The organism is Collimonas arenae, assembly GCF_000786695.1.
GTDB classification, from domain to species: Bacteria; Pseudomonadota; Gammaproteobacteria; order Burkholderiales; family Burkholderiaceae_D; genus Collimonas; species Collimonas arenae_A.
The window spans coordinates 1-24,531 of the sequence record NZ_CP009962.1 but is presented as its reverse complement, the minus strand read 5'-3'; the positions used below and the strand labels follow the sequence as shown (position 1 = coordinate 24,531).

Here is a 24,531-nt window from a genome sequence, read left to right as displayed (position 1 = left end):
TCTTAAACGCGCCACCGACACATGACGACAGACTGGCCTTATCTATGGACCACGTTGATTAGCGTTGTGTTGCAACCAGATCTAGCGGGTGAAAATGTCCCTTCCTGCATTTATGAAAGAGCGATTGTAAAATTCTATCTCTATTTATTCCGCCCCTTTAACCTTGAACCATGGCTCAAGAAGTCTACAAAATTCGTGGCGCTCAGTCTTTGAGTTCAGTTACACGCATTCCCTTCGCATTGTGAAGTGCGCAACTAAATGAATTTGTTAGCCATTTGAACTAGTGCGTTTCATGTTAAACAGCATTTTTTCATTAACTTTGGTCCGAGTGAGAGCCTGCTTTCCAGAAAGTTTTCTCTTCCGCATTGTATCTAAGGAAAATTTGTACTCCCATTCATTTATCCAACCTTTTTGGAATGCATGTTGAATGGCCTCGGCATTCAATGATTTCTCATTGTCTTTTCGAACTCGTTTAACCGCCTGAAATATTTTGTCAGAAGGGAGACCGATGAATTTTTTGACACAACAATTGCCAACAGTCGCTGACTGAAGGTTAACTCTGTTCTTGAGTATGCAAATCTCAATAATTGGAAAATGGCCACATAAACAAGTATCTGGCTCATCAGCTTCATATACTTCGCTAAGCGCCCACTCCAACTTTGCAACATCCCAAATCTGCGCATGAGATCGCTGAATTATCTCGTTAATCAGTTTATATTCCGACATACTCGCTCCATGATGGTTAGAGACTAATGCATCCCATATTTGTTATTCAAGCAACCTAAATTGGCCTTAAGAAAAGTGGTCAACTCCACCTTTACCACCTCAAATATATATTACAATATAGCAATAATATATCTCGACAACCTAAACCTCCTTTTGCTCAGAGTTCAACACCTGTGCTGCCTGACAGAATATTTCCTTCCAAGTGATCACAGCGATAAAAATACTGGCGTCCACTCTTGCGCCTGTCTTACGCCTAGTGCCACGTCAACTTAATTTCGCAGTCCAACTTGGGGAAAAAAAAGCCAACCTCGGCGGCTGGCTTTTTCTTACTAACTTGGCACAGATTTCACTTTCCGTGGCATCCGACATAACTCAAACATCAATATTCCCAGCCTGCAGCGCATTCAACTCAATAAACACCCGACGCGGTTCAACATCATCCCCCATCAGCGTCATGAAGATCTGATCCGCAGCAATAGCATCCTCAATCTGCACCTTCAGCAAGCGGCGCACTGTCGGGTCCATCGTGGTTTCCCACAGCCGCTCTGGGTTCATTTCTCCCAGACCTTTATAGCGCTGCTTGCTGACGCCGCGTTCTGCTTCGTCGCGCAGCCAGGCTATGGCCTGGTGGAAGTCGATAATGGCTGACTCTCTGACTTTTTCACCTTTGCCGCATCAAGAACCAGGGGTGTTCCTAAAATCTCATATAGGTAATTGCCATATTGCCTACTAGCAATTATGCTTTCACTTTCGTTTCAGACCAAGAGCAGCCAACCGTACTCCACCACCAATAAAAAGGATGTTCATGAAGCCATTGTTTCGCATATCGCTTACCGTCGCAGCGCTGCTAGCGGCTTCGGCTACAAAAGCAGCCGACGCTCCGCCTCAGATGGTCGACCAGTACGCGGTCTCGTGTGTGAAAGCCGCTGATGTTCCAAAGCCGCACGGAGAGTCTGATTTAAAGGGCAATCCAAAATTATCGGAATACTGTAAGTGTTTCGGTCAAAAATTTGCCGACAGGGCCATGGTCGCTCTTTCAAATCCCAATCAGGGTTCCATTAAGCAGGGTTCCTTGGATGACAGCGTAAAAGAAGAACGGGCGCTACGAAATAGCTGCCGCGCAAAACTCAACCTCCCGCTCAGTAAAGGTGGATAAGGCAGCTTCGGACTGCGCGGGCTAACATGAGACACTGCAATGTCGTCTTGAAATAAAAAAACCTCGGTTCAGCACCGAGGTTTTTTTTCAACGCATGAAAATTTACGCTAGAAAAAGTAGGTTCTTTTCACTTTCTGCGCGACTTAATTTTCACTTGAGTGCAACCCTGCACGATAACAAATCTGTCGGGTGTCATTCATGTTGAAAACAAGGGCCTTGAAAAAGAATGAATTTTTCAAATACTTTGTCACACATATTTCAGGAAGTGACACGCAAAATTAAAAATTCTATTGTTCATGTCGCCATATCTGAAAAATTCCAAAAGGGACGATTGAACTGAGTAGTTCTGGCACTTCTGTAAACCTTAACTCTCTGGGTTCCTGGTATTTGCCTCTGGATACAGTTCAGGAAGTAAGAGATAAAGTGCGTCCAAGGGGAGGCCAAAATTGACCGGCCCACGTGCTGAATCACTCACTACAAGCTTGGTTGCCAATAATCGGGCCAATAAAGTTCTACCGGTTCGCTCTCCCAGACCGGTCATCTGAATAAAATCCCCCCGAGATACCAGACCTGCGGCAAAGAGATGATGAAGTGGCAAAATCGCCTCTGACCGAATGTCTTTATCGTGAGCGGCCCGATAGGTTATGAGAGCTTCAATACGCTGCTTCATACCATCCAAATCCAACATCCGAGTCATGAAGTTCACTTGGTCTTCACAGATCCCGAGAAAGAAATCGACCCATTCCGTAAGACCGGCTGCTGTCAAGTTACCTCGCCCATCCAGATCCCCACGCCGAGGTGCATCTGCATTGATTAGCTTCGCATAGTAATCTTGCTGTGCTCGAGCCAGGCCTCTACTTGAGGACCATAGCCCCCCAGACAAAGGCCAAAGGGCACAATGAGTCTGAAGACGAGTAGCGCGCCCATTTCCATCAAAAAAAGGATGGACCCATGCAGCTCTATGATGCGAGCAAGCGATTGCGATTAGCTTCCGTTCCCATCCCTTTTCTTGCCCATAGACCTCATCCATTCGTTTGAGGAAGCTTGGTACGGACTCAGCAGTGGGGGGAATATGGTTACCGACTTCGACAGCCTCTGTTCTTAGTACCCCTGGCTCTACTATGTGACCATCTTTTGTCGTTCGGTCCGCTTGAGATAACCTGGAGTAGAGCGCTTCATGCGCTGCTAACAAGAAATCAGACTGAATAGCACTTTGTCCTTTTTCTGCACGTAGCTCTAATTCTCTTTCGGCACCAATGTGTGCCAGCGCAATATCAGGCTGGTTAGAGAAATCCTGATTTAACGCTCTTTCGATGTTAGCTGGATGAGTTCCTTGCCCTTCGATCCGATTGCTGTAGTAAAAATTTATTGATCTTACGAGTTCTCTTACTGCATCACGACTCGTGCGGTGACCAACTGATGTCAGTGCAATCGCTGATTGAACGATGCTGCTGGCTTTGTCCAAGAGAGCATCTACATTCCTCGTTGGCAACAAAGGCTCAAATTGACGAAGGGAATCGTACATTTTTGCCGGTTATTTTTCCGTTAGTCGGTTTTCGTAAGATACTGATTTTAATAGTTTTTAATATAAAAATATCATAAAAGACAAAAGAATTTTGCCGGTTCTTTTGCCGATATTTTTTCCGTTAAAATTACCAGAAAATGTTTTCTTACATACACAAACTTTATATGACATGGGCACTAGCAGAATCCAACTAGCCAAACTGGCGATCCTAGAATACTTTGACAATCAACCGGTAAAAATCTTTAAGCCAGTCGACTTAGGAGCGATCCTTGCAGAGCAAAGGCCCATCTGGGCATTGGCAAAAGCACCACCCTCAGAGACTTTATTGATTTCTTGTCGAAGGAAGCGCATCTTACAACTCACGATTTCCCCTTTCTCAGCACACGGGTCATTTTACTGACGGTATCCGATACGTCCAATCCCATAATTAACGGACGGACGTTCGCCAAATCATCGTCTTCATCGTATTCGACGAATATTTTCAGACGAACACACAGAGGAACGTATTCTGACTCAGGTGTGACCGATGGCTCGTTGATGGAGGCTTCCAGGGCTTTGGCCGAGGCTTCTGCATCTGCCAGGGTGATGTGCTCCTAAAATCTCATGCGGGTAATTGCTATATTGCCTACTAGCAATTATGCTATCACTTTCGTTTCAGACCAAGAGCAGCCAACCGTACTCCATCACCAATAAAAGGATGCTTCATGAAGTCATTGTTTCGCATATCGCTTGCCCGAACTGGCGCGTGTCTCAGACTTCGCTAAATCGTCTGAGGGAGAGCTCGCAGCGAAGTACGGCGTTGGTTTCTTTGACGTTAGTTCTGAAAATGGCGAAATATGGTTGCCTATCGAAGATGAGGGGCTTGTTCTCGCGCATTCTAAGTAAGTCGGACCGGCATGAACCGGCCAGGAGTCGCCGTTCGCATTTTGAACCCGATGGAGTATGAAGATGAAATTTGATTGGCATAGTGGGATGATATCGCCCACAACTGAAATCGATTCCGACTACAAGAACACGCAAAACGTTCGGCGCTTTCTATCCAGTCAATGTGGGGGGGATTTCAAATTTGACCGCGAACTGATGGCCTGGATACGTAACGGACTAGCGAAGAATATGGGTGATGTAGTGGACGAATGGAAGCGCCGCCGCGGGCGTCGGTAACCGGCCAAAAGCGGACCTGTAATCGCTATCGAAAAAATGTTAGCGCACACGCCCTTGCAGGCAATCAAAGAAGTTAAGAAATGCCAATCAAAGAACAGCACCTACCGATAGAAAGGTTCGACAGTGCCTTTTACTTTAGTCATTAAGGGGTTGCCCTTCCGATCTAGCGCCTTTCCGGCCGGGACTTTAATCCATCCCTCGCTGATGCAATATTCCTCAACTTCGAAGCGCTCTTTATCGTTCAGTTTAATACCAACATCATGTTCAAATATGGCGGCGTTATAGTAAGGGCTACGAGGATCGACTGAGAGCCGATCGGGAAGTGGTGGGCGGTTTTGGGTATCGTTCATAGCTACAATTATCAACTATAAGATTAAGCAAAACAATTTTTTTGCTTGGTTTCGCTAAATCACTTGGTTGAGCGCACCAGGCTAGAAGCAGAAGTAGCGGGGCGAGGGCAATACATGTTTTACAAATTCTCGATGGCGACATGCCTCCATGCCTAAGTCGGGCCACCCGACCTGCATGCATTATCTTTGCACAATCGTATTGAAAGCTTTCAAATGACTTATAAAACTTTATCTGTCAGCCTGGCACAGAATATCGCCATTGTCCGCTTGAATCGCCCTGACAAGGCCAATGCGATGAACATGGAGATGTGGCAAGAGATTCGTACGGCTTTCGAGTGGGTGGACGCCACTCCAGAGGCACGGGTGGCTATTCTCGAAGGAGAAGGAAAGACATTCACCTCAGGTATAGACCTGCAAATGATGATGGGGCTGGGAGCACAAATCCAGAACGAGTGCGATGGTCGCAAGCGCGAAGCCTTGCGCAGCTTAATTTTAAATTTACAAGACACGCTAAGCAGCCTGGAGCGCTGCCGCAAGCCGGTATTAGCCGCCGTGCATGGCGCCTGTGTCGGCGGCGGTATCGATTTGATCACCTGCGCCGACATGCGTTATTGCTCCAGCGATGCTTATTTCACCATTAAGGAAATCGACATCGGCATGACCGCGGATGTCGGCACGCTACAACGGCTGCCAAAGCTCATAGGTGAGGGCATGGCGCGTGAGTTGGCCTACACCGCGCGCAAGGTAGATGCTGCGGAGGCCCGCGAAATTCATTTGGTTAACCGTGTGTTCGAATCCCGCGAAGCGCTACGCGAGGGGGTGTTGGAGATTGCTGCCAACATCGCTGCAAAGTCGCCTCTCGCCATTCGTGGTACCAAGGAGATGATTACCTACGCACGCGACCATTCGGTGGCCGATGGCCTGAAATACATTGCCACTTGGAACGCGGCAATGTTGATGTCCAATGATTTGCAAGAAGCTATGATGGCCAACGTTGGTAAGCGCCCTCCTGAATTCAAGGATTGATTAGATGTGGCAATTTATGTGTAACCGCCTTCGGTCGAAATTTGCTTGTCCCGATCGGTTCAAAGCGGCCAATACCGGACCTTGAGCAGCGGATGAAAGTATCTATTAGAGATTACAAAAATGTTTAAAGTACGTGCTGCGACATTATCCGATTCTCATGCAGTACAAGAAATCTTTCGGGCGAACATTGAAAATGCCGAATGGTTGCCCGAACTGGCGCGTGTCTCAGATTTCGCTAAATCGTCTGAGGGAGAGCTCGTCTTCGTTGCATCTTCAAATGACGAAGAAGTGGTTGGTTTCGTATCGGTGCATGTCGACGGCTCGTTCATCCATCACCTCTACGTTCGTTCCGATTTCCAGAACAAGGGCATTGGTCGCTCATTACTGTCGTCGCTGCAGCATTGGTTGCCGGTTCCCTGGCGACTCAAATGTGTTCAGAAAAATCAACGTGCATTATCTTTCTATCTCAGGAATGGCTGGCGCGAAGTAGGCGCAGGCGAGTCTGAGGACGGCGCCTATGTCGTACTTGAATGGCGCCGGGAATTGACAGTGTCATGAGTCAGAGAACGGCCAGTAACGGTCATTCAAGATCTTGCCTAGATATCCCAAAAAATATTGGCAGATTTAAACTAGACCCATAAGGCTGTCCAGGAATTGGGAACTCGCCGCCCAATTTTTTGGTACCGGTCAAATTTACGAAATGAACTTTAAATGACGTTAGGGCTCAAGATGATCGAACTCTCCACACTCCTGGCTTTCACTCTACTCAATATGAGCTTCGCTCTGATTCCAGGACCCGACGTTATCTGCATCCTGTCTAATTCAGTCTCACGAGGCGCGTCGGCCGGTGCACAGGTCTGTGCCGGCATCGCTTGTGCGGCGTTAGTGCATGTAGGGGCTGCGACCTTTGGAATCACTGCGTTCCTGGCATCAATACCCACGGCATTTGTCGTTGTAAAGACCATTGGAGCTATCTACCTCTGCTGGCTCGGTTGGCAAATGCTGCGCAGCCCTGTCTCTGTCGCCATGGAGCCATCCAAAATCCGTCGGGCATCACCTTTCGCACAGGGCGCTGTATCCAATCTGTTAAATCCAAAGGTAGCTCTCTTTTTTCTCGCTATTCTTCCTCAGTTTATAAATCCGTCTCTGGGCAATCCTGGGCTACAAGCGGCCGTTCTTGGCCTAATCTCCATCGCATCGGGCACGGCGGTAAACCTCTGCACCGCCGCGCTTGGCGGCCGCGCAAGGCATTGGCTACTGGCCAAGCCAATGCTTTTCCAGCGCTTTCAGCAGTTTGCCGGTGCCGCACTTGTTGGTCTTGGAGTCAAGGTTGCCTTGGAGCGCGCACGATGAGCGCTAACCACTCCGTCGAGGGAACCTGCCAGCGACGCGGCCCTTACGTCGGACGTTAAAGTCTGCTCTTTGGAATCGTCACAGGCCGCTATAGGGCGAAATCAACCTGTTCCGGCCGCCTCGAAACGACCGAGGCTGTGTAAAAACGTAGAAATTTTCATTCAACTGAAAATCGGCCTTTCAGATCGATCGCTATTCAATTTGCCGATGGCGGGAAGGGTCTCCCTACCCATGATTTTTTGTGAATTTGTGTTTTTACACAGCCTCGGCCAAGAGCGGCCATCCGTAAAGAGTTTTTCGAAGTTGAGCTATGTGGTGAAGGTCGCTGTACGTGTTTTTCACTAATTATGGAGTCAACTTGGATAATGCTGTAAGCAAAATCAAAGAACTGACGGTTAGTCGTCGATATGAAGAGGCTTTTCAGCTTGGGAGAATGGCATTGGCAGAAAATTCAACCAATAGCGAAGTTCTTGATGCCTTGTATGTGCTCACTGCAAAATTAAGAAGTGAGTGTATTTACCTTGCCTGTAAGAAGATGGATTGCGGATTAGACTATCAGTTACTGGAAACAGTTTTGCGTAAGACGAACGCATTAACCGGAGAAGATATGTACGGCCGCTTCGTTTGATTTGCTATCTATGAACGGCGGCTTCGGGGCGAGGTGAGTGTCTCTTAAGGGTCGAAAGCGGAAGTTCACAATCTGACATATCCTGTCAGATAAAGTAACGACTTATACAGATAAGGCAGCTTCGGACTGCGCGGGCTAACATAAGGTACCGCAATGTTATCTTGAAATAAAAAACCTCGGTTCAACCCCGAGGTTTTTTATTTCAACGCATGAAGATTTACGCTAGCAAAAGTAGGATTTTTTTCACTTTCCCTGGGACTGAATTTTCACTTGAGTGCGACCCTACGGTACAAAAATCATGTCGTGTGTCACTGAATCTGAGAACGTGCCCACTGAATACAAAGGCTTTTTTCGCATGCCTTGACACGAGATCATCCTGGTTGTGACAAAGATGGTGAAAACTTTCGTAGTCTGTGACACCGCAACTGAAAAACTCCGAAAAAATCAGGCAGGTCAGTGATATGCGGACGCCCGGTTTTTCCCCGCACAAAACTAGTTAGGACTCAAGAATGCGTTCCACGCTGCGCACGAATACAAGCCCGCTCGAAGCTTTTGCAATTTCGGTGATCTGCTTCGGTTGGGCAATTTACTCGTCAATTCAGGCAGTATCCGCAGGCTTCAACGGCGGCGCATTTACAGACGCAAATTTAATGTCCACTACCGTCATCGAGATAATCTTCGGAGGTATAGCGTTTCTGATTCTTTACGTCCGAGGGTTTGCGATCTCTACGCTCTATCCAACGCCGTCTCTAACCGGGATTGCTGTTGGGATCGCTACTTATGTCGTGGCATTGGGAGCAGTGTGGATATTTACAGTCCCATTCACGTCAAGCCAAGGGGCTCAGCCTATCGATAGCATGGTGGCTCAAGCATCTGTTTCCTTGTCGACCGTTGTCCTATCGGCGCTGATAAACGGCGCGTACGAGGAGATTTTTTTACTGGGCTTCCTTCTTCGAGGAATGAGAGGCTATGGTCTTTCAATTGCGATGGGTGTATCACTGCTAGTGCGCGTGCTTTATCACCTTTACCAAGGGCCGCTTGGAGCAGTCTCGATCTTTGCTTTTGGCCTCGTCCTGAGCCTCAATTACGTCCGAACAGGCTCGTTATTTTCCGCGGTGTTTGCACACGTTCTGACCGATATCATTCCGTTCCTATGATCTGTCTGAGCTCTGTCCCTTCGTTCGAGTAGACAACTAAGGACTAGCCGACACGCGGATTTTCGGAGGTTGGCGCCGGAACTGTTCGTTTGCTAGCAGAATTGACCCGATCAGCTTGACCCGCCCGCCATACTCTCGCGAACGCGGCTACCCTGTCGCAAGAGCTCTTAAATCCCAATTCCTTGATATCTTCGTGGATCTGTATCAAAAGGGAGCCAGGGTCGTGTCTTCCCATATCACATTCCTTTTTTCGTCCATCCAGAGAAATCGAAGGTCAAAAATTTGGGATCGCGATCGAGCATCAACTCCTTTGCGAGGAGCAAGATAACAAAGTTGTAGGGTGCATATATGGTACGGAAAGACCTGATCCTCAGTTTCGCGCCACAATGGTTATACGAGGAATTGTTCGGATTTCATGTTGCCCTTAAAACACTTTCGTGGCAGCATACATTTGTTATTCAACAACATCTTTGCTCAATGCCAATCCCAGACTATCAAACCTGCATGCTTCCCTTACTCCAATTTCTGGGAGACGGCGTCGAACATTCTCTGCGTGACGCGGAGGAAGCGCTTGCAGAACAATTCCATCTTTCGCCGCTGGAACGAGCAAAACTTTTACCGAGTGGTCAGCAGGGTGTTTTTAAGAATCGCATTGGTTGGGCCAGAACTTACTTGAAGAAAGCAGGCCTCATCGAATTGCCAAAGCGAGCAGTGTCCAAGATTACAGAACGCGGTAAGCAGGTACTCGCCACCAACCCTGGCAGAATTGACGTCAAATATCTGGAGCAATGGCCCGAATTCATCGAATTTCGAGACATCTCAAAACAGAGCGGCAAGGCAACGCTATCCGAAGAACTGACGTCGGTAGAGACCACCCCAGAAGAAGCGATTGAACTCGCATCCCAAGGCTTACGCGAACAACTCGCTCAGACACTTCTATCTCGAATTCTTGGTTGTTCACCTACATTTTTCGAGCAACTCGTCGTTGAACTCTTAGTAAAGATGGGATATGGGGGCTCAAGGAGTGACGCAGGGGAAAGAATTGGCCAAACCGGGGACGGCGGGATAGACGGGATCATCAAGGAAGATCGCCTCGGGCTTGATACGATTTTTATTCAGGCAAAACGTTGGCAAGGCTCTGTTGGCCGTCCGGAGATTCAGAAATTTGTTGGCGCGCTTCAAGGGCAACGTGCGAGAAAAGGCGTGTTTATTACAACCTCCGTGTATACCGCCGAGGCAGTGGACTACGCATCAAGAATAGACACCAAGGTTGTTTTGATCGATGGGAAGCAGCTCGCTGGTCTTATGATCGATTTTGATGTCGGTGTATCGGTCTCCGCGTCATATGTTGTGAAACGTGTGGACTCCGACTATTTCGAAGAAACTGATTTTTAGTTTGGCCGGCCGCGCGCTATATCATTCGCGTGATCAATAATTTACGTTTTATCAGCACTCAAAACTAACGCTCCGATCCTTGAGTCAAAATATCAAAAATAACCTTGGAAAACATCTTCGCCTTACTAGGATCAGACAAGAGCTGCATCATCTGATTCTGATGTGCGGCGCTGCTGTCCATAACGGCATCGTCCACTGCCTTAGGGAAATCGCCCAGCATCGCCTGCTCCGGACTATTGGAGAGTAACTGACGCATCACCAGTTCGTTCTCACGCACCTTGTCGCTGATGGTAGTGGCGTAATTCACCATATCCGCTTCGGTCAGTTGATCGGTGATGAATAGCTCGTTGAGGCGGTACACGATCTGCGATAAAAACTCGACTTGCTTGTCTTTGGCCTTGGCCGTACCTACGGCATCGCCTGGTTCCAGCTTGTACTCATCCGACTCTTGCATGATCAAATGCTGCTGGCGAATTTTCGATATGCGGTAGTGACTTAACACGATACTGCTGAGATCAATCTCATCTTCATCCATGATGGTTTCTCGCAACATGGGGCGTAGATTGCGGGCGTAGAGGCTTAACTTTTCCAGGTCTTTGTCGTCGTAATCGACAATCTGCGACATGAATTCATAAAAGCGCACGAAGGTAGCTAGATCCTTTTTAAAAATTTCTAGTGCGTCCTTTTCTTTCTTGCACTCTTTTAAACTGTTCTCAGCGTTGGCAATCAAAACTGCATCGGCAGTTTTCTTGGTGCGTTCAAACATGTCGCGAGCGTATTTGTAGGCCTCTACTGCCGATTTATAACGCTTCTGCCATCGTTCGACGGCGGGTTTGCAGATATTCGCGATCGCTGCATTGCTTTTGCTCTTGACGAAGAAGGCATCGCAAAACTGCTCCACCTCTGTCCAGGTAAAGATGCCGGAAGCACGTAGCTTGTCGTTCAGATCAAAAATCAAATCCGAATCAGACACATCGGCCAGCTCCGCCGTCTGGAAGTATGGCTGGAAGGCGGCAAGGATGTCTTCTGGCTCGTTAAAGAAATCCAGTATGAAAGTGCCGGTCTCCTTCTTGCTCGGGTAAATACGATTCAGGCGTGACAGGGTTTGCACACATTCCACCCCGGCCAGCTTTTTATCGACGTACATGGCGCATAGTTTGGGTTGATCAAAGCCAGTCTGAAATTTATTCGCCACAATCATCACTTGATAATCATCGGTGTCAAAGGCTTTGCGCATGTCGCGCCCTTTTAACCGTGGGTTCATATTCATTTCAGTGTATTTATTACCCAGTACCGCTTCTGAATTTGGATCTTTATCGGTAAATTCCACCTCGCTCGAGAACGCCACCATCGCATGGATCTTTTGATAGCCCTGCGTTTTGATGTAGTTGTCGAAAGCCAGCTTATAACGTACTGCCTCTTTGCGTGAGCTGGTCACCACCATCGCCTTGGCTTGACCATTAAGCAAACCCATCACATGGGTTTTAAAATGCTCGACGATGACTTGCACTTTTTGGCTGATGTTGTAATCGTGCAGGCGTACCCATTGATTCAGCTTGACCTTGGCACGCTTACTCTCGACCTCTTGATCGGCATCCTTCATCTTCATCGCCAGGTTATAGGCGACTTTGTAATTGGTGTAGTTCTTCAGCACATCCAGAATAAAACCTTCCTCAATCGCCTGGCGCATGCTGTACACATGGAAGGCTTCGGGCTTGTTGGTTTTGGACGGTGCTTCCTGCGGGCGCGGCAAGCGACCGAATAGCTCTAAAGTCTTGGTCTTGGGCGTGGCGGTGAACGCCAGATAACTCAGATTTTTCGAAGCACGGCGCGAAGCCACTGCGGCATCCAGAATATCGTCGGTGGTCAATTCGGCTTCATCATCGCCAGTGGCTTCCACCATCAACACTTCTTTAAGCTGTCTTGCGGTAGAGCCAGTTTGTGAAGAATGCGCCTCGTCGGCAATTACAACGTAGTTACGTTCTTTCAGGCTGACGCTGTTTTCTATCGCCTTCAACACAAAGGGAAAGGTCTGTATCGTGACGATAATAATCGGCTGCGAGTTTTCTAAAGCCTTGGCGAGTTTTTCTGATTTAGAACCATCACCTTCCTGATTATTAATGCGCCCGACCACGCCATCGGTGTGCTCAAACTGGGCAATGGTGTCTTGCAACTGCGCATCTAGCACAGTGCGGTCAGTAACCACAATCACGGAATGAAACTGTTTATTCCCGTTGCCGTCATACAAGGACGACAGTTGATGTGCGGCCCAGGCGATGGAATTCGACTTACCCGATCCTGCACTGTGCTGTATCAGATACTTCTGCCCAGGTCCTTCAGCCCGCGCCGCCGCCAGCAGCTTATTCACCACATCCCACTGGTGATAACGCGGGAAAATCAGGCTTTCCTTCTTATATTTGAGGCCTTCCCAATTCTCTTTTTCTTCTATCTGCAAATGCACATACCGTGCCAGAATCGTCAGCAAGTTTTTCGGCAATAAGACTTCATTCCACAGATAGTCCGTCGCGTATTGCGTCAGTACCTCCGGTACATCATTGCCAGCGCCGCCCTCAGCCGTGCCCTTATTAAACGGCAAGAAATAAGTGTTATCACCCTCCAACCGCGTCGCCATATATACCTCATACTGGCTTACGGCAAAATGCACCAGCGCGCCGCGCTTAAAGCTCAGTAAAGGTTCTGGCTTTTTGGCGATTGGGTCGATCGGCAAGCGTGTAGTACGATACTGCGTCATTGCACTATGTACAGCTTGCTTGAATTCTGATTTAAGCTCCAGCGTAGCAACCGGTATGCCATTGACGAACAAGACCAGATCAATGCGCCATGCCTTGGCTTTGCTACCCGTCTCAGCCAATTGCGCTGCTGTCGCCCACGGGCTATACACCAGCTCAGGCACCACCCGCAGGCGGTTTTGCTGATAGCGCGCCAAGGTGTCCGGATTCAAATCATGTTCAGGCGCAAACTGACAAAGGGAAAAGCGCGTACCGCGATCCCGCAATTCGTGGCGCAATACACCCAGCGTGCCAAAGGTGCGCATCTCCTTATTCGCTGCATTCGGGTCGGCTTTATTGAGTTGCGTAGCCACCCGCTCCAGAAATTTTTGTTCGGGGTTATTTGGATAAAGCGCACAAAATTTTTGCCATTGCTCATCTTGCGTGTCTTTGACAAAACCGAGCACATCTTCCGGATACAAGGCCAACTCACGGTTGTAGTGTTCGGCTTTGCCGAGCAGCCAGCCATTGGCCAGCAGCTGGCTGATCATGTCGTTCTGGAAAGTGAGTTCGTTTGCTTTGCTCATAGACTTTGTTTTTCTTGGCTTATCCGGGTGATCGTATTTTACGCAGCCGCGTCTTCTAGTTCAGGCGCAAGTTGCCGTGGCTCTTGCCAATCACGTACATCGATTTTTCCGGTGACGGCAGCAGAAATTAGGGCTGTGCGGCGCTCTTGAATTAACTCAATAGTGCGTTCCGCATTTTTTTGCACCTCATCATATCTAGCAAGAACTCGATCCAAATGTTTTACGATTTGATCTTGTTCGTCCAACCCTGTTTCAAACAAAGGAATGTTGATGATGTCTGCCATGTTCATATGACTTACAGTACTCCCTTGCGATAGTTGTTTAATGAAATCATCTGCCAATCCAGAGTAAATTGAATATAAAACAAATTGTGGATTCATTCTTGATTTATTCAATTTAAACAAAACCATACGCTGACCAAGACACAGAATCGGCTCTTCTGGGACTATGCACGCTTCGCCAGCTGGTGCCTCTCTAGTGAATAAAATATCGCCCGATTCAGGTACTCCGCGCTTGATCCATTCCAGATATGTTTCTTGATTAGTATATTTCCCGCCGTCGAGTTTTAAGATGCCATCGCGAACATTTGTAGTTCGGCAAACTAGATAAGTACCGTCGTCAAAATATTCAGCAGTTTTATGCTCGGCATCAATGATCGCAATCAAAATATGTTTCATTTTTATTTGATTCCAATGCGTCGGCACTTCGCCTAACCACTCCACACCCGAGTTGCGCATGGTAGCGTTGGGGTTGAGGCCTTTGGTGACGGCATGACTAATCACTGCCTGCCGCTTTTCTTTGAGCAGCTTGATCAGCCCTTGCTGCTTCTCTATCAGGGTATCGATCTTAGCGGTTTCGTGGTCGAGGAAGTTGGCGATTTGCATCTGAACTTGCAAGCTCGGAAAGCCAAATTTCTCTGATAAATATGAAGCAGAATCTAAATTCTGGATTCCGGTATTTTGTTTAATAGAACAATAATTAATATTTTCATCGTAAAACCGACTAAAAACATAATTCAAATATCGACTGTCAAAACCGATATTCGGCGTCATTTTGGCAACAAAGTTAGACGTAACAGCCTCAAAATCTTTATCGAACAAAACTACCTGACCAACGAGCGTTTTTTCTCCACCACCAGATTTCTCTAGTAATAGATCTCCACGTTTTAATCTTCGTGTTGTTTTTTCTTTTTCTTCGATTTTGCGATATGTGTACCCGTCCTCATTTACTGACAACCTTGGACGATCAAAATCAGCAACTCGGATTACTATCGTATCGCTTCCGTCATTCGTTGGCTCGCCGCCCCAGATTCCATTTGTGCATCCTTCTACGCTGCGCTTCATCTGCATTACTTGCCAGCCCTTTGGTATTAAACCCAGTCCATCAATCCCTGAATTTACATATTCTGAATACTCCTTATATCGACTCATAGTGCCTCCCCCTGTGCAATATTCAACAGATAAAATTCATGCAATTTCGCTTGCAGCAGTTTTTTATCGGGCAATTGGGTTTGGTATTCGGCGATCATGGCTGGTGACAGGCTACGACTAAGTGCGTACTCCACCACTTCATCATCTTTACTGGCGCACAGCAGCACGCCGATGGCAGGATTTTCATGCGATTTGCGGTGATCACGATCCAACGCTTCCAGGTAAAAATTGAGTTTGCCTAAGTGCTCCGGCTCGAAGCGGTCTACTTTCAGCTCAATCGCTACCAAGGCATTTAAGCCGCGATGAAAGAACAGCAGATCTAGCGCAAAATCTTGTGTGCCGACCTGAATTGGGAATTCACTGCCCACAAAACAAAAGTCACGACCGAGTTCTAACAAAAAATGCTTCAATTTGGCCAACAGGCTATGATGCAAATCGGCTTCGCTATGATGTTCTTGTAAGTTTAAAAAATCGATAACATAACTGTCTTTAAATACACTCAGTGCTTCAGGATGCGTTTGTGTCAGCACTGCTGACACTTTTGCCGGATTAAGTACCATCCGTTCAAACAATGCCGCCTTAAACTGACGCTCAAGTTCACGGCTAGACCATTTCTCCTTAATTGCCATCTTGATATAAAACTCGCGCTCCTCAGGATGCTTACTGCGGCTGAGGATGGTGAGATTGTGCGTCCAAGGCAATTGTGTCAGCAGTGCTGACACAATTTGATCATGTTGATAGGCGTCATAAAACTGGCGCATACGGAATAGATTGCGACGGGTGAATCCCGTTAAATTTGGTTGCGTGGCAGCAAGATGATTAGCCAGCGCATCAACAACGCCATCACCCCATTCTGCAGCTTGCAATTTACGACTGATATACGCGCCTATTTGCCAATATAGTTCGATTAGGGCAGTGTTGACGGCCTGATAAGCATGCTGGCGTGCCGCATCAATGAGTTGCACAACTTCAGCAAACTCTTGATGTCCCGTACTTTCCTGGATCTTGCTTACTTTCGTCATGAATGCACCTCTTGCAGCAGCTTCATGATTTCGGCACTGACCGCATCGAGATCGGCATCAATTTCAGCCAGATCACGCGGCGGCTGGTATTGGTAAAAATGGCGATTGAACGGAATCTCATAACCGACGATGCCGATTTGCTGGTCTTTGCTGTCTTTCTTGCTGGCATCGATCCAGGCGTCTGGTACATGCGGTTGTACTTCTTTTTTGAAATAGGCTTCGTTGATTTCGTTGACATTTTTACTCGGATCGAGCGCGACGTTTTCTGCATCGCGTAGATCGCCGTCGGCTTTGTATTCGACGGTTTTGCCAACGTTATCGCCTTCGCCGGCAAACAAACCGTAAATCGGGTCAGTTTTGCTTTTGTGGATTTTCTTGATGACTTTTTGCGCGTCAGGGTTCTTCCAACTAACGGCCGCTTCGATGATTTTTTTCTCTTTGGCGTCCAGGCTGATACCTTGTTTTTTTGCGGCCTTGGCGAGTACATCGTCAAAGGCATTCATGTCATCAAACTGAGCGCTGCCGATGGTCACTTGCAATCTGTATGCTTTGAGCATGATGGCCAATTGATCGCACCATGTATGGCGATCCAGAAGGTCTTTGATTTGCTTCTCTTTGAGATCGGCAAAGTGCAGTTTGATGTAACGGCGTATGGCGTCTTGGTGGTTGCTGAGGTCGCCATAGTTTGCGGAGAGTTCTGCATCTATCCATACCGCGCCGTATTCTGCATACGTCCATTGCATCACCGCGTTGAGCGCGCCCGATTCAAAACGCAAACTAGCAATACGTTCATCGCTGAATTGGTAAGACATGCGCAGCGGGCGTTCTATGGTGATACGGCGATAGCCAAACTCGTGGGTTTTAAAGATTTTGGCAGCAAAGGTTTTGGCTGCTTCAGTTTTGGGATTGGCAGATTGGCGGCCGCGATTGCTCTTTTGTTCGGCAGGTTTATCCAGTTCACGCGCATCGACCACTTCAAAATCACCGAAGCATTTGGTGATGGTGGCGATGTCGCTGTCATCCATGACATTGCGCTTGCTGCCCAGAGATTTGCGCATCTTGCCGCACAGGTTCACGCCATTGATCAATTGCACCAGCCCTTTGCGTGCCTTGGTTTTTTTATTCGATAGCACCCAGACATAGGTGGAGATGCCAGTGTTGTAGAACATATCGGTAGGCAGCGCGACGATGGCTTCGAGTAAATCGGCTTCCAGAATATAGCGGCGGATTTCTGACTCGCCCGAACCGGCGCCGCCAGTGAACAAGGGCGAGCCATTGAGGATAATACCGATGCGTGCTCCGCCATCGGCTGAATCACGCAACTTGCTGATCAGATGCAGCAGAAACAGCAGCGAGCCGTCCGAAACCCGTGGCAAACCTGCGCCAAAGCGGCCGTCAAAACCTTTGTGGTTATGTTCATCATTGATTTCTTGCTCGATCTTTTTCCAATCGACGCCAAACGGCGGATTCGACAGCATGTAATCAAACTTGTCGGCAAACAACTGGTCATTCGTGAGTGTATTACCCAGCTTGATGTTGCTGACATCTTGCCCTTTGATGAGCATGTCTGCCTTGCAGATAGCATAGCTTTCTGGATTCAGTTCTTGTCCATAGGCACGCATGACAGCTTTTGGGTTAAGTTCATGCACGTATTCCATGCCAGACGACAAGAAGCCACCGGTACCGGCCGTCGGGTCGTAAATGGTGCGAATAATGCCAGGCCTGGACAGCGCATCATCATCTTCCATGAACACCAGTGAGGTGGTCAGGCGCACGATGTCGCGTGGGGTGAAGTGTTCGCCGGCAGTCTCGTTCGAGCCTTCAGCAAAGCGGCGGATGAGCTCTTCAAACACCAAACCCATATCGTGGTTCGATACTGCCTTAGGGCCGAGATCAATGGTGCGCACTTTTTGCACGACCTTATAGAGCAAATTGGCGTCGTTCAACTGGCCGATGAATTCGGCGAAGTTAAAGTATTCAAATATCTGACGGGCGTCTTTGGAAAAGCTTTGGATATAACTTTCTAGGTTGGCCTTGATGCCCGCTTCACCCAACTTCGACAAATCCATCTTGGACGTATTGAAAAACGACAATCCACCCGTAGCGCGCAAGATCATTTTCTCTTGCGCTTCTTCCGGCAGATTCATCGCCTGTATTTTTTGTTGCTCGGCGAGTACCGCCTCTTTGGTCGGTTCCAGCACACATTCCAGACGGCGTAACAGGCAAAACGGCAGAATGATACGGCCATATTGGCTTTGCTTGAAGTCACCACGCAGAAGGTCAGCGATTGCCCAAGAATCTGAGGCCAGGTTGTTGGTGGTTTGAGTCATGGATTGTTGTTTGAGACAAATAGGGTGGATAAAGCGAGGCGGTAAAGGGCTTGAATACGACTGGCAAGCTCTGCATTACTACCATTTTATGGTGAGGAATATATTACTCTATGGGCAACAAAAAACATAAAACATATGGCATTGAAATAACGACTAGCCCGCTTATGTGGGTATGTCCGAGGCGAAAGCGAATATGCGCAAGAAAAAACGCCAGAGCATCCCAAAAAATTTTGTTGGAGGGTAAATTCCAAAAATGAAAAAGGCCAATCCGAAGACTGGCCTAAGTCATTGATTCGATTGGTCGGAGCGAGAAGATTCGAGCTTCCGCCCCCTGCATTCCATCTTGATATTAACCGGCATATATTTCTGTGCAACGCATTGCGGGTGACCCAGAGATAGAACAGCATGGCTAATCAGACGTCAATATTCCCAGCCTGCAGCGCATTCAACTCAATAAACGCTCTCCGCGGTTCAACATCATCCCCCATCAAGGTCATGAAAATCTGATCCGCAGCAATCGCATCCTCAATCTGCACCTTCAACAAGCGGCGCACTGTCGGGTCCATCGTGGTTTCCCACAATTGCGACGGGTTCATTTCTCCCAGACCTTTATAGCGCTGCTTGCTGACGCCGCGTTCTGCTTCGTCGCGCAGCCAGGCCATGGCTTGGTGGAAGTCGATGATGGCTGACTCTTTGGTTTTTTCTCCTGCGCCGCGGCGGATGACTGCGCCGGCGCCGATCAGGCCTTTGAAGGTTGCTGCGGCGTTGGTCAGCACTGCGTAGTCGGGGCTGGCGACGAAGTCGCTGTCGATGGCGCTGGCTTTGATGTTGCCGTGGTAGCGGCGGTTGATGCGCAGGGCGTGCTTGTCGGAGAGTTCGTCGGATTTGAGGACGACCTGGACCGATGGCTCGTTGATGGAGGCTTCCAGGGCTGCGCGCGAGATTTCTGCATCGGCCAGCGTATCGAGCTTGAGGGTGACGCCGGTCATGATGGAGGTGAGGGCGGCGCCGTCGATTGCGCGGGTGAGGCGGGTGATGATGGCGTTGGCGGTGTTGTACTGACGCACCAGCTCGGCCAGGGCCGGGCCGCTGATCGGGTCGGCGCCTTCGCTTGGGACGAGGGCGGCGTCGTTCAGGGCTACCTGCATCATGTAGGAGACTTCTTCGGCGTCGTCTTTCAAATAGCGCTCGTCCTTGCCGTGCTTGACTTTGTAGAGCGGCGGCTGGGCGATGTAGATGTGGCCACGCTCTACCAGTTGCGGCATCTGGCGGTAGAACAGGGTCAGCAGCAGGGTGCGGATGTGGGCGCCGTCGACGTCCGCATCGGTCATGATGATGATGCGGTGGTAGCGCAGCTTGTCGGCGTTGAATTCATCGGCGCCGATGCTGGTGCCGAGGGTGGCGATCAGGGTGGTGATCTGCTCGGAGGACAGCATTTTTTCGAAGCGGGCTTTTTCGACGTTGAGCACTTTACCGCGCAACGGCAGGATGGCCTGGAATTTACGGTCGCGGCCTTGCTTGGCTGAACCGCCCGCGGAGTCACCCTCGACGATGTAGAGTTCGCACAGGGCGGGGTCTTTTTCCTGGCAGTCGGCCAGTTTGGAGGAGAGGCCGAGGCCGTCCATGACGCCTTTGCGGCGCGTCAGTTCGCGCGCTTTACGGGCGGCGTCACGGGCGCGGGCGGCTTCGACGATCTTGCCGCAGATGATCTTGGCGTCGTTCGGGCGTTCTTGCAGGTAGTCGTTAAGCGTCTTGGCGACGATTTCTTCTACCGGCAGGCGCACTTCGCTGGAGACCAGCTTGTCTTTGGTTTGCGAGCTGAATTTTGGCTCGGGTACTTTTACCGACAACACGCAGGTGAGGCCTTCGCGCATGTCGTCGCCGCTGGTTTCTACCTTGGCTTTCTTGGCGAAATCATGCTCTTCGATGTACTTGTTGAGCACGCGGGTCATCGCGGCGCGCAGCCCTGTTAAGTGGGTGCCGCCGTCGCGTTGCGGGATGTTGTTGGTGAAGCAGAGTACTTGTTCGTTGTAGGCGTCGTTCCATTGCATGGAGACGTCGACGGAGACGCCGTCTTTTTCGCCGGTGGCCTGGAAAATGGTCGGGTGCAGGACGCTCTTGGCTTTGTTGATGTATTCCACAAAGCCGCGGGTGCCGCCTTCGAAGGCGAAGTTTTCTTCCTTGCCGGTGCGCTGGTCGGTCAGCTTGATGTGCACGCCGTTGTTGAGGAAGGACAGTTCGCGGATGCGCTTGGCCAGGATTTCGTAGTGGAATTCAACATGCGTGAAGATTTCTTCGTCGGCCCAGAAGTGCACTTCGGTGCCGCGCTTGTCGGTGTCGCCGATGACTTTGATTGGCGAGACGAGCATGCCGTCGATGGTTTCGGTTTCGCGGTTTTGCGGTACGCCGCGGACGAACTCCATGTAATGCACTTTGCCGTCGCGGCGGATGGTCAGCTTGAGCAGCTTGGACAGGCCGTTGACGCAAGACACACCCACACCGTGCAGACCACCGGATACCTTGTAGGAGTTCTGGTCGAACTTGCCGCCGGCGTGGAGCTCGGTCATGACGATTTCGGCTGCGCTGCGCTTTGGGTCGTGCTTGTCGTCGAACTTGATGCCGGTCGGCACGCCGCGGCCGTTGTCGGTGATCGAGATCGAGTTGTCGGAGTGGATCGTTACGTGGATTTCGGTGCAGTGGCCCGCCAGCGATTCGTCGATGGAGTTGTCCAGCACTTCGAACACCAGGTGGTGCAGGCCCGTGCCGTCAGAGGTGTCGCCGATGTACATCCCGGGGCGTTTGCGTACCGCTTCAAGACCTTCGAGAATTTGGATCGAGGACGCTCCGTATGAACTGGATTGCGGCTGATTGGTGTTATCTGGGGCTGATGACATGGCTACCTTCTGAAAAACTGACTTCGGGACTGCGTATATAAACACTAAGTAGAAACTATGTAAGTACTAAGTAAGAACTAAGTTGGGGCTAAGTGCTTGTTTTACAAGTGAATTGCGGGTCGATTACTGGTCGATTGCAATGCATTTGGAAATGCGCAGGGCGGACAAGCGCTTTGCTTTCCGCCCTGCTTTTGCAGCGGATCAGATCCGCATCGGCATGACGACATATTTAAAGTCTGCGTTTTCCGGCACGGTGATCAATGCGGAGGAATTGGCGTCGCCGAGGGCGATGTTGACGTTGTCGCCCTTGAGGTTGTTGAGTACGTCGAGCAGGTAGGTGACGTTGAAGCCGATGTCGACGCTGTCGCCGCCGTAATCGATTTCGAGTTCTTCGATCGCTTCTTCCTGGTCGGCATTGGTGGAGCTGATCTTGAGACTGCCTGGCGTGACTACCCAGCGCACGCCTTTGAACTTGTCGCTGGTCATGATGGCGGCGCGTTGCAGCGAGCGCAGCAGCTGGTCGCGGCTGATGGTGAAGTCGTTCTTGTAGCCCTTCGGCACCACGCGAGTGTAATCAGGGAACTTGCCTTCCACCAGCTTGGAGATCAGTTCGATATCGGCGAACGACAGCTTGACCTGGTTGTTGGCGATTTCGAGCTGGACCGGTTCGTCGGTTTCTTCCAGCAGGCGTTGCAGCTCGATGATGGTCTTGCGCGGGATGATGACTTCCTGGCGCGCGAACTCTTGCTCGGTGGCGACCTGGCAAAACGCCAAGCGGTGGCCGTCGGTAGCAACGGCGATGACGTTCTTGCCGTCGAGGACCAGCAGCAGGCCGTTGAGGTAGTAACGGATATCTTGCTGCGCCATCGAGAAGTGCACCATGTTGAACAGGTGCTTGAGGGTCTTTTGCGGCAGGGTGACGGTGGCGTTGTAGTGGTCTGCCTGGGCGACTGTCGGGAATTCTTCGGCGGCCAGTGTTTGCAGCGCAAAACGCGACTTGCCGGACTGCACCGTCATGCGCTTGTTGCTCAGCGTGAGCGAGACTTCGCCGGTATCGGGCAGGGCGCGCAGGATGTCGAGCAGCTTGCGGGCGGCAACCGTCGTCGCGGCTACTTCGCTACCGCTGCCGACCTTGGCGTTGGTGGTGATTTGCACTTCGATGTCGGTAGACAAGAAAGAGACCTTTTCGCCGTCTTTGCGAATGAGGATATTGGCCAGAATCGGCAATGTGTGCCGACGCTCGACAATACCGCTCACGATCTGCAGTGGCCGGAGAAGGGTATCTCGGTTGGTTTTGACCAATTGCATAGCTATATCCTTGTTATTTAAAAATCAAATATTGCTGCTTGCGAATCTGCTGGTGGGCGTGTTCGTTGGAATGCTGGGTAAGCAGTCTGTAAATGTAACTTAAATCGACCCTCTACGACTCACAAACCGTGTAAAACAGCACCGCTTTGCGGCTTTTTTTGCTATTTTTAACAAGCTGCTTACTAGCTGGTTGATTTAACCAAATCAGCAAAAAAACCACACTTCCTGTCTTTTGTTAAATTTGCCTTATACAAACTTATCCACAGGGCGATGGGCAAAGTGCACAATCGCCCAGGATGCCGAAATCAACCCTTCAGGGTCTGTTCCAGCACATGCAATTCGTGGTTGCATTCCGGATTTTTTGTGCGGTCGCCAGCGATCTTGCGAACGGCGTGCAACACCGTTGTGTGGTCGCGGCCACCGAACAATTCGCCGATTTCCGGCAAGCTTTTCTGCGTTAATTCCTTGGCAAGATACATCGCGATCTGGCGCGGACGGGCGATATTGGCCGGCCGCTTTTTCGAGTACATATCGGCAACTTTAATGTTGAAGAAGTCCGCTACCGTCTTCTGGATATTCTCTACCGAGATCTGGCGATTCTGTACCGAGAGCAAATCTTTCAGTGCATCTTTGACAACGTCGATGCTGATGTCTTTGCCATGGAAACGGGAGTAAGCAAGAATCTTGCGCAGCGCGCCTTCCAGTTCGCGGACGTTGGAACGTAGGTGTTTTGCAACAAAAAAAGCGACGTCGTCGGAGAAAGTCACGCCTTCGGATGCTGCTTTTTTGAGCAGAATCGCGACCCGCATTTCCAGTTCCGGCGGTTCGATGGCGACCGTCAGACCGGAGTCGAAACGCGAAATCAGGCGGTCATCCATACCGGTGATTTCTTTCGGATAGGTGTCGCTGGTGATGATGATTTGTTTCTTCGCTGCAATCAAAGCTTCGAACGCATAGAAGAATTCTTCCTGGGTGCGGCTCTTGCCGCCGAAGAACTGGATATCGTCGATGAGCAGTAAATCGAGCGAGTGGTAATAACGCTTGAAGTCGTCGAAACCCTTGCGTTGGTAAGCAGTCACTACGTCGCGAACGTACTGTTCTGCGTGGATGTAGCGAATCTTGGCGTTGGGGTTATCGGCCAGCAACTGGTTGCCGATGGCGTGGATCAAGTGGGTTTTACCGAGACCGACGCCGCCATACAGGAACAGCGGATTGTAGGAAACACCGGGATTATTGGCGACCTGGATCGCTGCCGCGCGGGCCAGCTGGTTGGCTTTACCGGTGACGAAACTGTCAAAACTGAGTGCTGTATTAATACGCGACTGGTCACGCCGGGCGCTGACGGCGCTGTTCTCGGTCTGCACTTCCGGCAGGCGGTCGAAGTTGCTATTGCCATAATTACCGCCGCTGGCTGCCGACGCCTGGGCGCCGGACTGTTCGCTGCCGTTGCTACTATTATTAGTGAGCGCTACCGGCATGCTGGAGATGGCCGAGGCCGGAGCCGCCGTCGACTTGCGCGGGTCGAGCACGAACAGCACCTCGATCGGCGCTTCCCAATATTGGTGCGCCAGGGTGGTGATGCGGCTGGCGAATTGCGTTTTGACCCAATCCAGCTTGAAGCGATTTGGCGCCGCTATGCGCAAGCGGCCGTCCTCGTAGTCGAGGGGCGTCAGCGGTTTTATCCACGCGCTAAATTGTTGAGGCGTCAATTCCTGCTCCAACTGGGTAGAGCAGCTCTGCCAGAAATTTTCCAT

At 49.8% G+C, this 24,531-nt stretch carries 18 protein-coding genes and 1 pseudogene; 8 read left to right on the top strand and 11 right to left on the bottom strand.

Going from position 1 to position 24,531, the window contains the following annotated elements; translation table 11 throughout:
• Positions 1 to 267: 267 nt before the first annotated feature.
• Entirely contained in the window at positions 268 to 726 is a 459-nt protein-coding gene (locus LT85_RS00090) for a hypothetical protein (protein ID WP_038483830.1), read from the bottom strand.
• Between the two features lie 372 nt (positions 727 to 1,098).
• Positions 1,099 to 1,398 (bottom strand): annotated as a pseudogene (gene gyrB, locus LT85_RS25730) (DNA gyrase subunit B); the annotation flags it as partial.
• 133 nt (positions 1,399 to 1,531) lie between these two features.
• Between gyrB (LT85_RS25730) and LT85_RS00085 the strand changes: the two are divergent.
• The gene (locus LT85_RS00085; protein ID WP_156117378.1) at positions 1,532 to 1,882 is read left to right on the top strand and encodes a hypothetical protein; all 351 of its coding nucleotides are present in this window, start codon (positions 1,532 to 1,534) and stop codon (positions 1,880 to 1,882) included.
• 364 nt (positions 1,883 to 2,246) lie between these two features.
• Here LT85_RS00085 and LT85_RS00080 read toward each other — a convergent pair whose 3' ends face one another.
• On the bottom strand, positions 2,247 to 3,347 hold the full coding sequence (locus tag LT85_RS00080) for a Fic family protein (RefSeq protein ID WP_253273626.1): 1,101 nt from the start codon (positions 3,345 to 3,347) through the stop codon (positions 2,247 to 2,249).
• A 1,002-nt stretch (positions 3,348 to 4,349) separates the two neighbouring features.
• On the opposite strand from LT85_RS00080, the gene LT85_RS27015 reads away from it, so the two are divergent.
• On the top strand, positions 4,350 to 4,568 hold the full coding sequence (locus tag LT85_RS27015) for a DUF6434 domain-containing protein (RefSeq protein ID WP_367379787.1): 219 nt from the start codon (positions 4,350 to 4,352) through the stop codon (positions 4,566 to 4,568).
• Positions 4,569 to 4,669: 101 nt separating this feature from the next.
• On the opposite strand, the gene LT85_RS00070 is transcribed toward LT85_RS27015, so the two are convergent.
• Complete coding sequence (locus LT85_RS00070) at positions 4,670 to 4,918, bottom strand: DUF3297 family protein (protein ID WP_038483821.1); 249 nt, start codon at positions 4,916 to 4,918, stop codon at positions 4,670 to 4,672.
• A gap of 213 nt (positions 4,919 to 5,131) precedes the next feature.
• Here LT85_RS00070 and LT85_RS00065 point away from each other — a divergent pair, with 213 nt between their 5' ends.
• From LT85_RS00065 to LT85_RS00040, 6 genes are all read left to right on the top strand, one after another.
• Positions 5,132 to 5,944, top strand: a complete 813-nt coding sequence (locus LT85_RS00065) for a crotonase/enoyl-CoA hydratase family protein (protein WP_038483818.1) — start codon at positions 5,132 to 5,134, stop codon at positions 5,942 to 5,944.
• 120 nt (positions 5,945 to 6,064) lie between these two features.
• Positions 6,065 to 6,502 carry a GNAT family N-acetyltransferase gene (locus tag LT85_RS00060; RefSeq protein ID WP_038483815.1) on the top strand — a complete coding sequence of 146 codons (438 nt, stop codon included), beginning with the start codon at positions 6,065 to 6,067 and terminating at the stop codon, positions 6,500 to 6,502.
• Between the two features lie 171 nt (positions 6,503 to 6,673).
• A complete protein-coding gene (locus tag LT85_RS00055; protein ID WP_038494475.1) occupies positions 6,674 to 7,297 on the top strand; it encodes a LysE family translocator in 624 nt (207 codons plus the stop codon).
• Positions 7,298 to 7,655: 358 nt separating this feature from the next.
• Entirely contained in the window at positions 7,656 to 7,925 is a 270-nt protein-coding gene (locus LT85_RS00050; RefSeq protein WP_038483812.1) for a hypothetical protein, read from the top strand.
• Positions 7,926 to 8,434: 509 nt separating this feature from the next.
• Positions 8,435 to 9,082, top strand: coding sequence for a CPBP family intramembrane glutamic endopeptidase (locus LT85_RS25100; protein ID WP_052134430.1), 648 nt, complete (start codon positions 8,435 to 8,437; stop codon positions 9,080 to 9,082).
• Positions 9,083 to 9,430: 348 nt separating this feature from the next.
• A complete protein-coding gene (locus LT85_RS00040) occupies positions 9,431 to 10,477 on the top strand; it encodes a restriction endonuclease (RefSeq protein ID WP_253273625.1) in 1,047 nt (348 codons plus the stop codon).
• 64 nt (positions 10,478 to 10,541) lie between these two features.
• Here the strand turns inward: LT85_RS00040 and LT85_RS00035 are convergent, their stop codons facing one another.
• The 7 genes from LT85_RS00035 to dnaA form a co-directional block, all read right to left on the bottom strand.
• Positions 10,542 to 13,793, bottom strand: a complete 3,252-nt coding sequence (locus tag LT85_RS00035; RefSeq protein WP_038483800.1) for a type I restriction endonuclease subunit R — start codon at positions 13,791 to 13,793, stop codon at positions 10,542 to 10,544.
• A 38-nt stretch (positions 13,794 to 13,831) separates the two neighbouring features.
• A complete protein-coding gene (locus LT85_RS00030; protein ID WP_038483797.1) occupies positions 13,832 to 15,223 on the bottom strand; it encodes a restriction endonuclease subunit S in 1,392 nt (463 codons plus the stop codon).
• Positions 15,220 to 16,245 carry a PDDEXK nuclease domain-containing protein gene (locus LT85_RS00025; protein WP_052134428.1) on the bottom strand — a complete coding sequence of 342 codons (1,026 nt, stop codon included), beginning with the start codon at positions 16,243 to 16,245 and terminating at the stop codon, positions 15,220 to 15,222. Before LT85_RS00025 ends, LT85_RS00030 begins: the two co-directional genes overlap by 4 nt.
• Entirely contained in the window at positions 16,242 to 18,575 is a 2,334-nt protein-coding gene (locus tag LT85_RS00020) for a type I restriction-modification system subunit M (RefSeq protein ID WP_038483794.1), read from the bottom strand. Before LT85_RS00020 ends, LT85_RS00025 begins: the two co-directional genes overlap by 4 nt.
• Before the next feature lie 413 nt (positions 18,576 to 18,988).
• A complete protein-coding gene (gene gyrB / locus LT85_RS00015; protein ID WP_038483791.1) occupies positions 18,989 to 21,469 on the bottom strand; it encodes a DNA topoisomerase (ATP-hydrolyzing) subunit B in 2,481 nt (826 codons plus the stop codon).
• A 201-nt stretch (positions 21,470 to 21,670) separates the two neighbouring features.
• Entirely contained in the window at positions 21,671 to 22,777 is a 1,107-nt protein-coding gene (dnaN, locus tag LT85_RS00010; RefSeq protein ID WP_038483788.1) for a DNA polymerase III subunit beta, read from the bottom strand.
• Positions 22,778 to 23,082: 305 nt separating this feature from the next.
• Positions 23,083 to 24,531: a chromosomal replication initiator protein DnaA gene (dnaA, locus tag LT85_RS00005; protein WP_038483785.1), complete on the bottom strand. Its 1,449-nt coding sequence runs from the start codon at positions 24,529 to 24,531 to the stop codon at positions 23,083 to 23,085.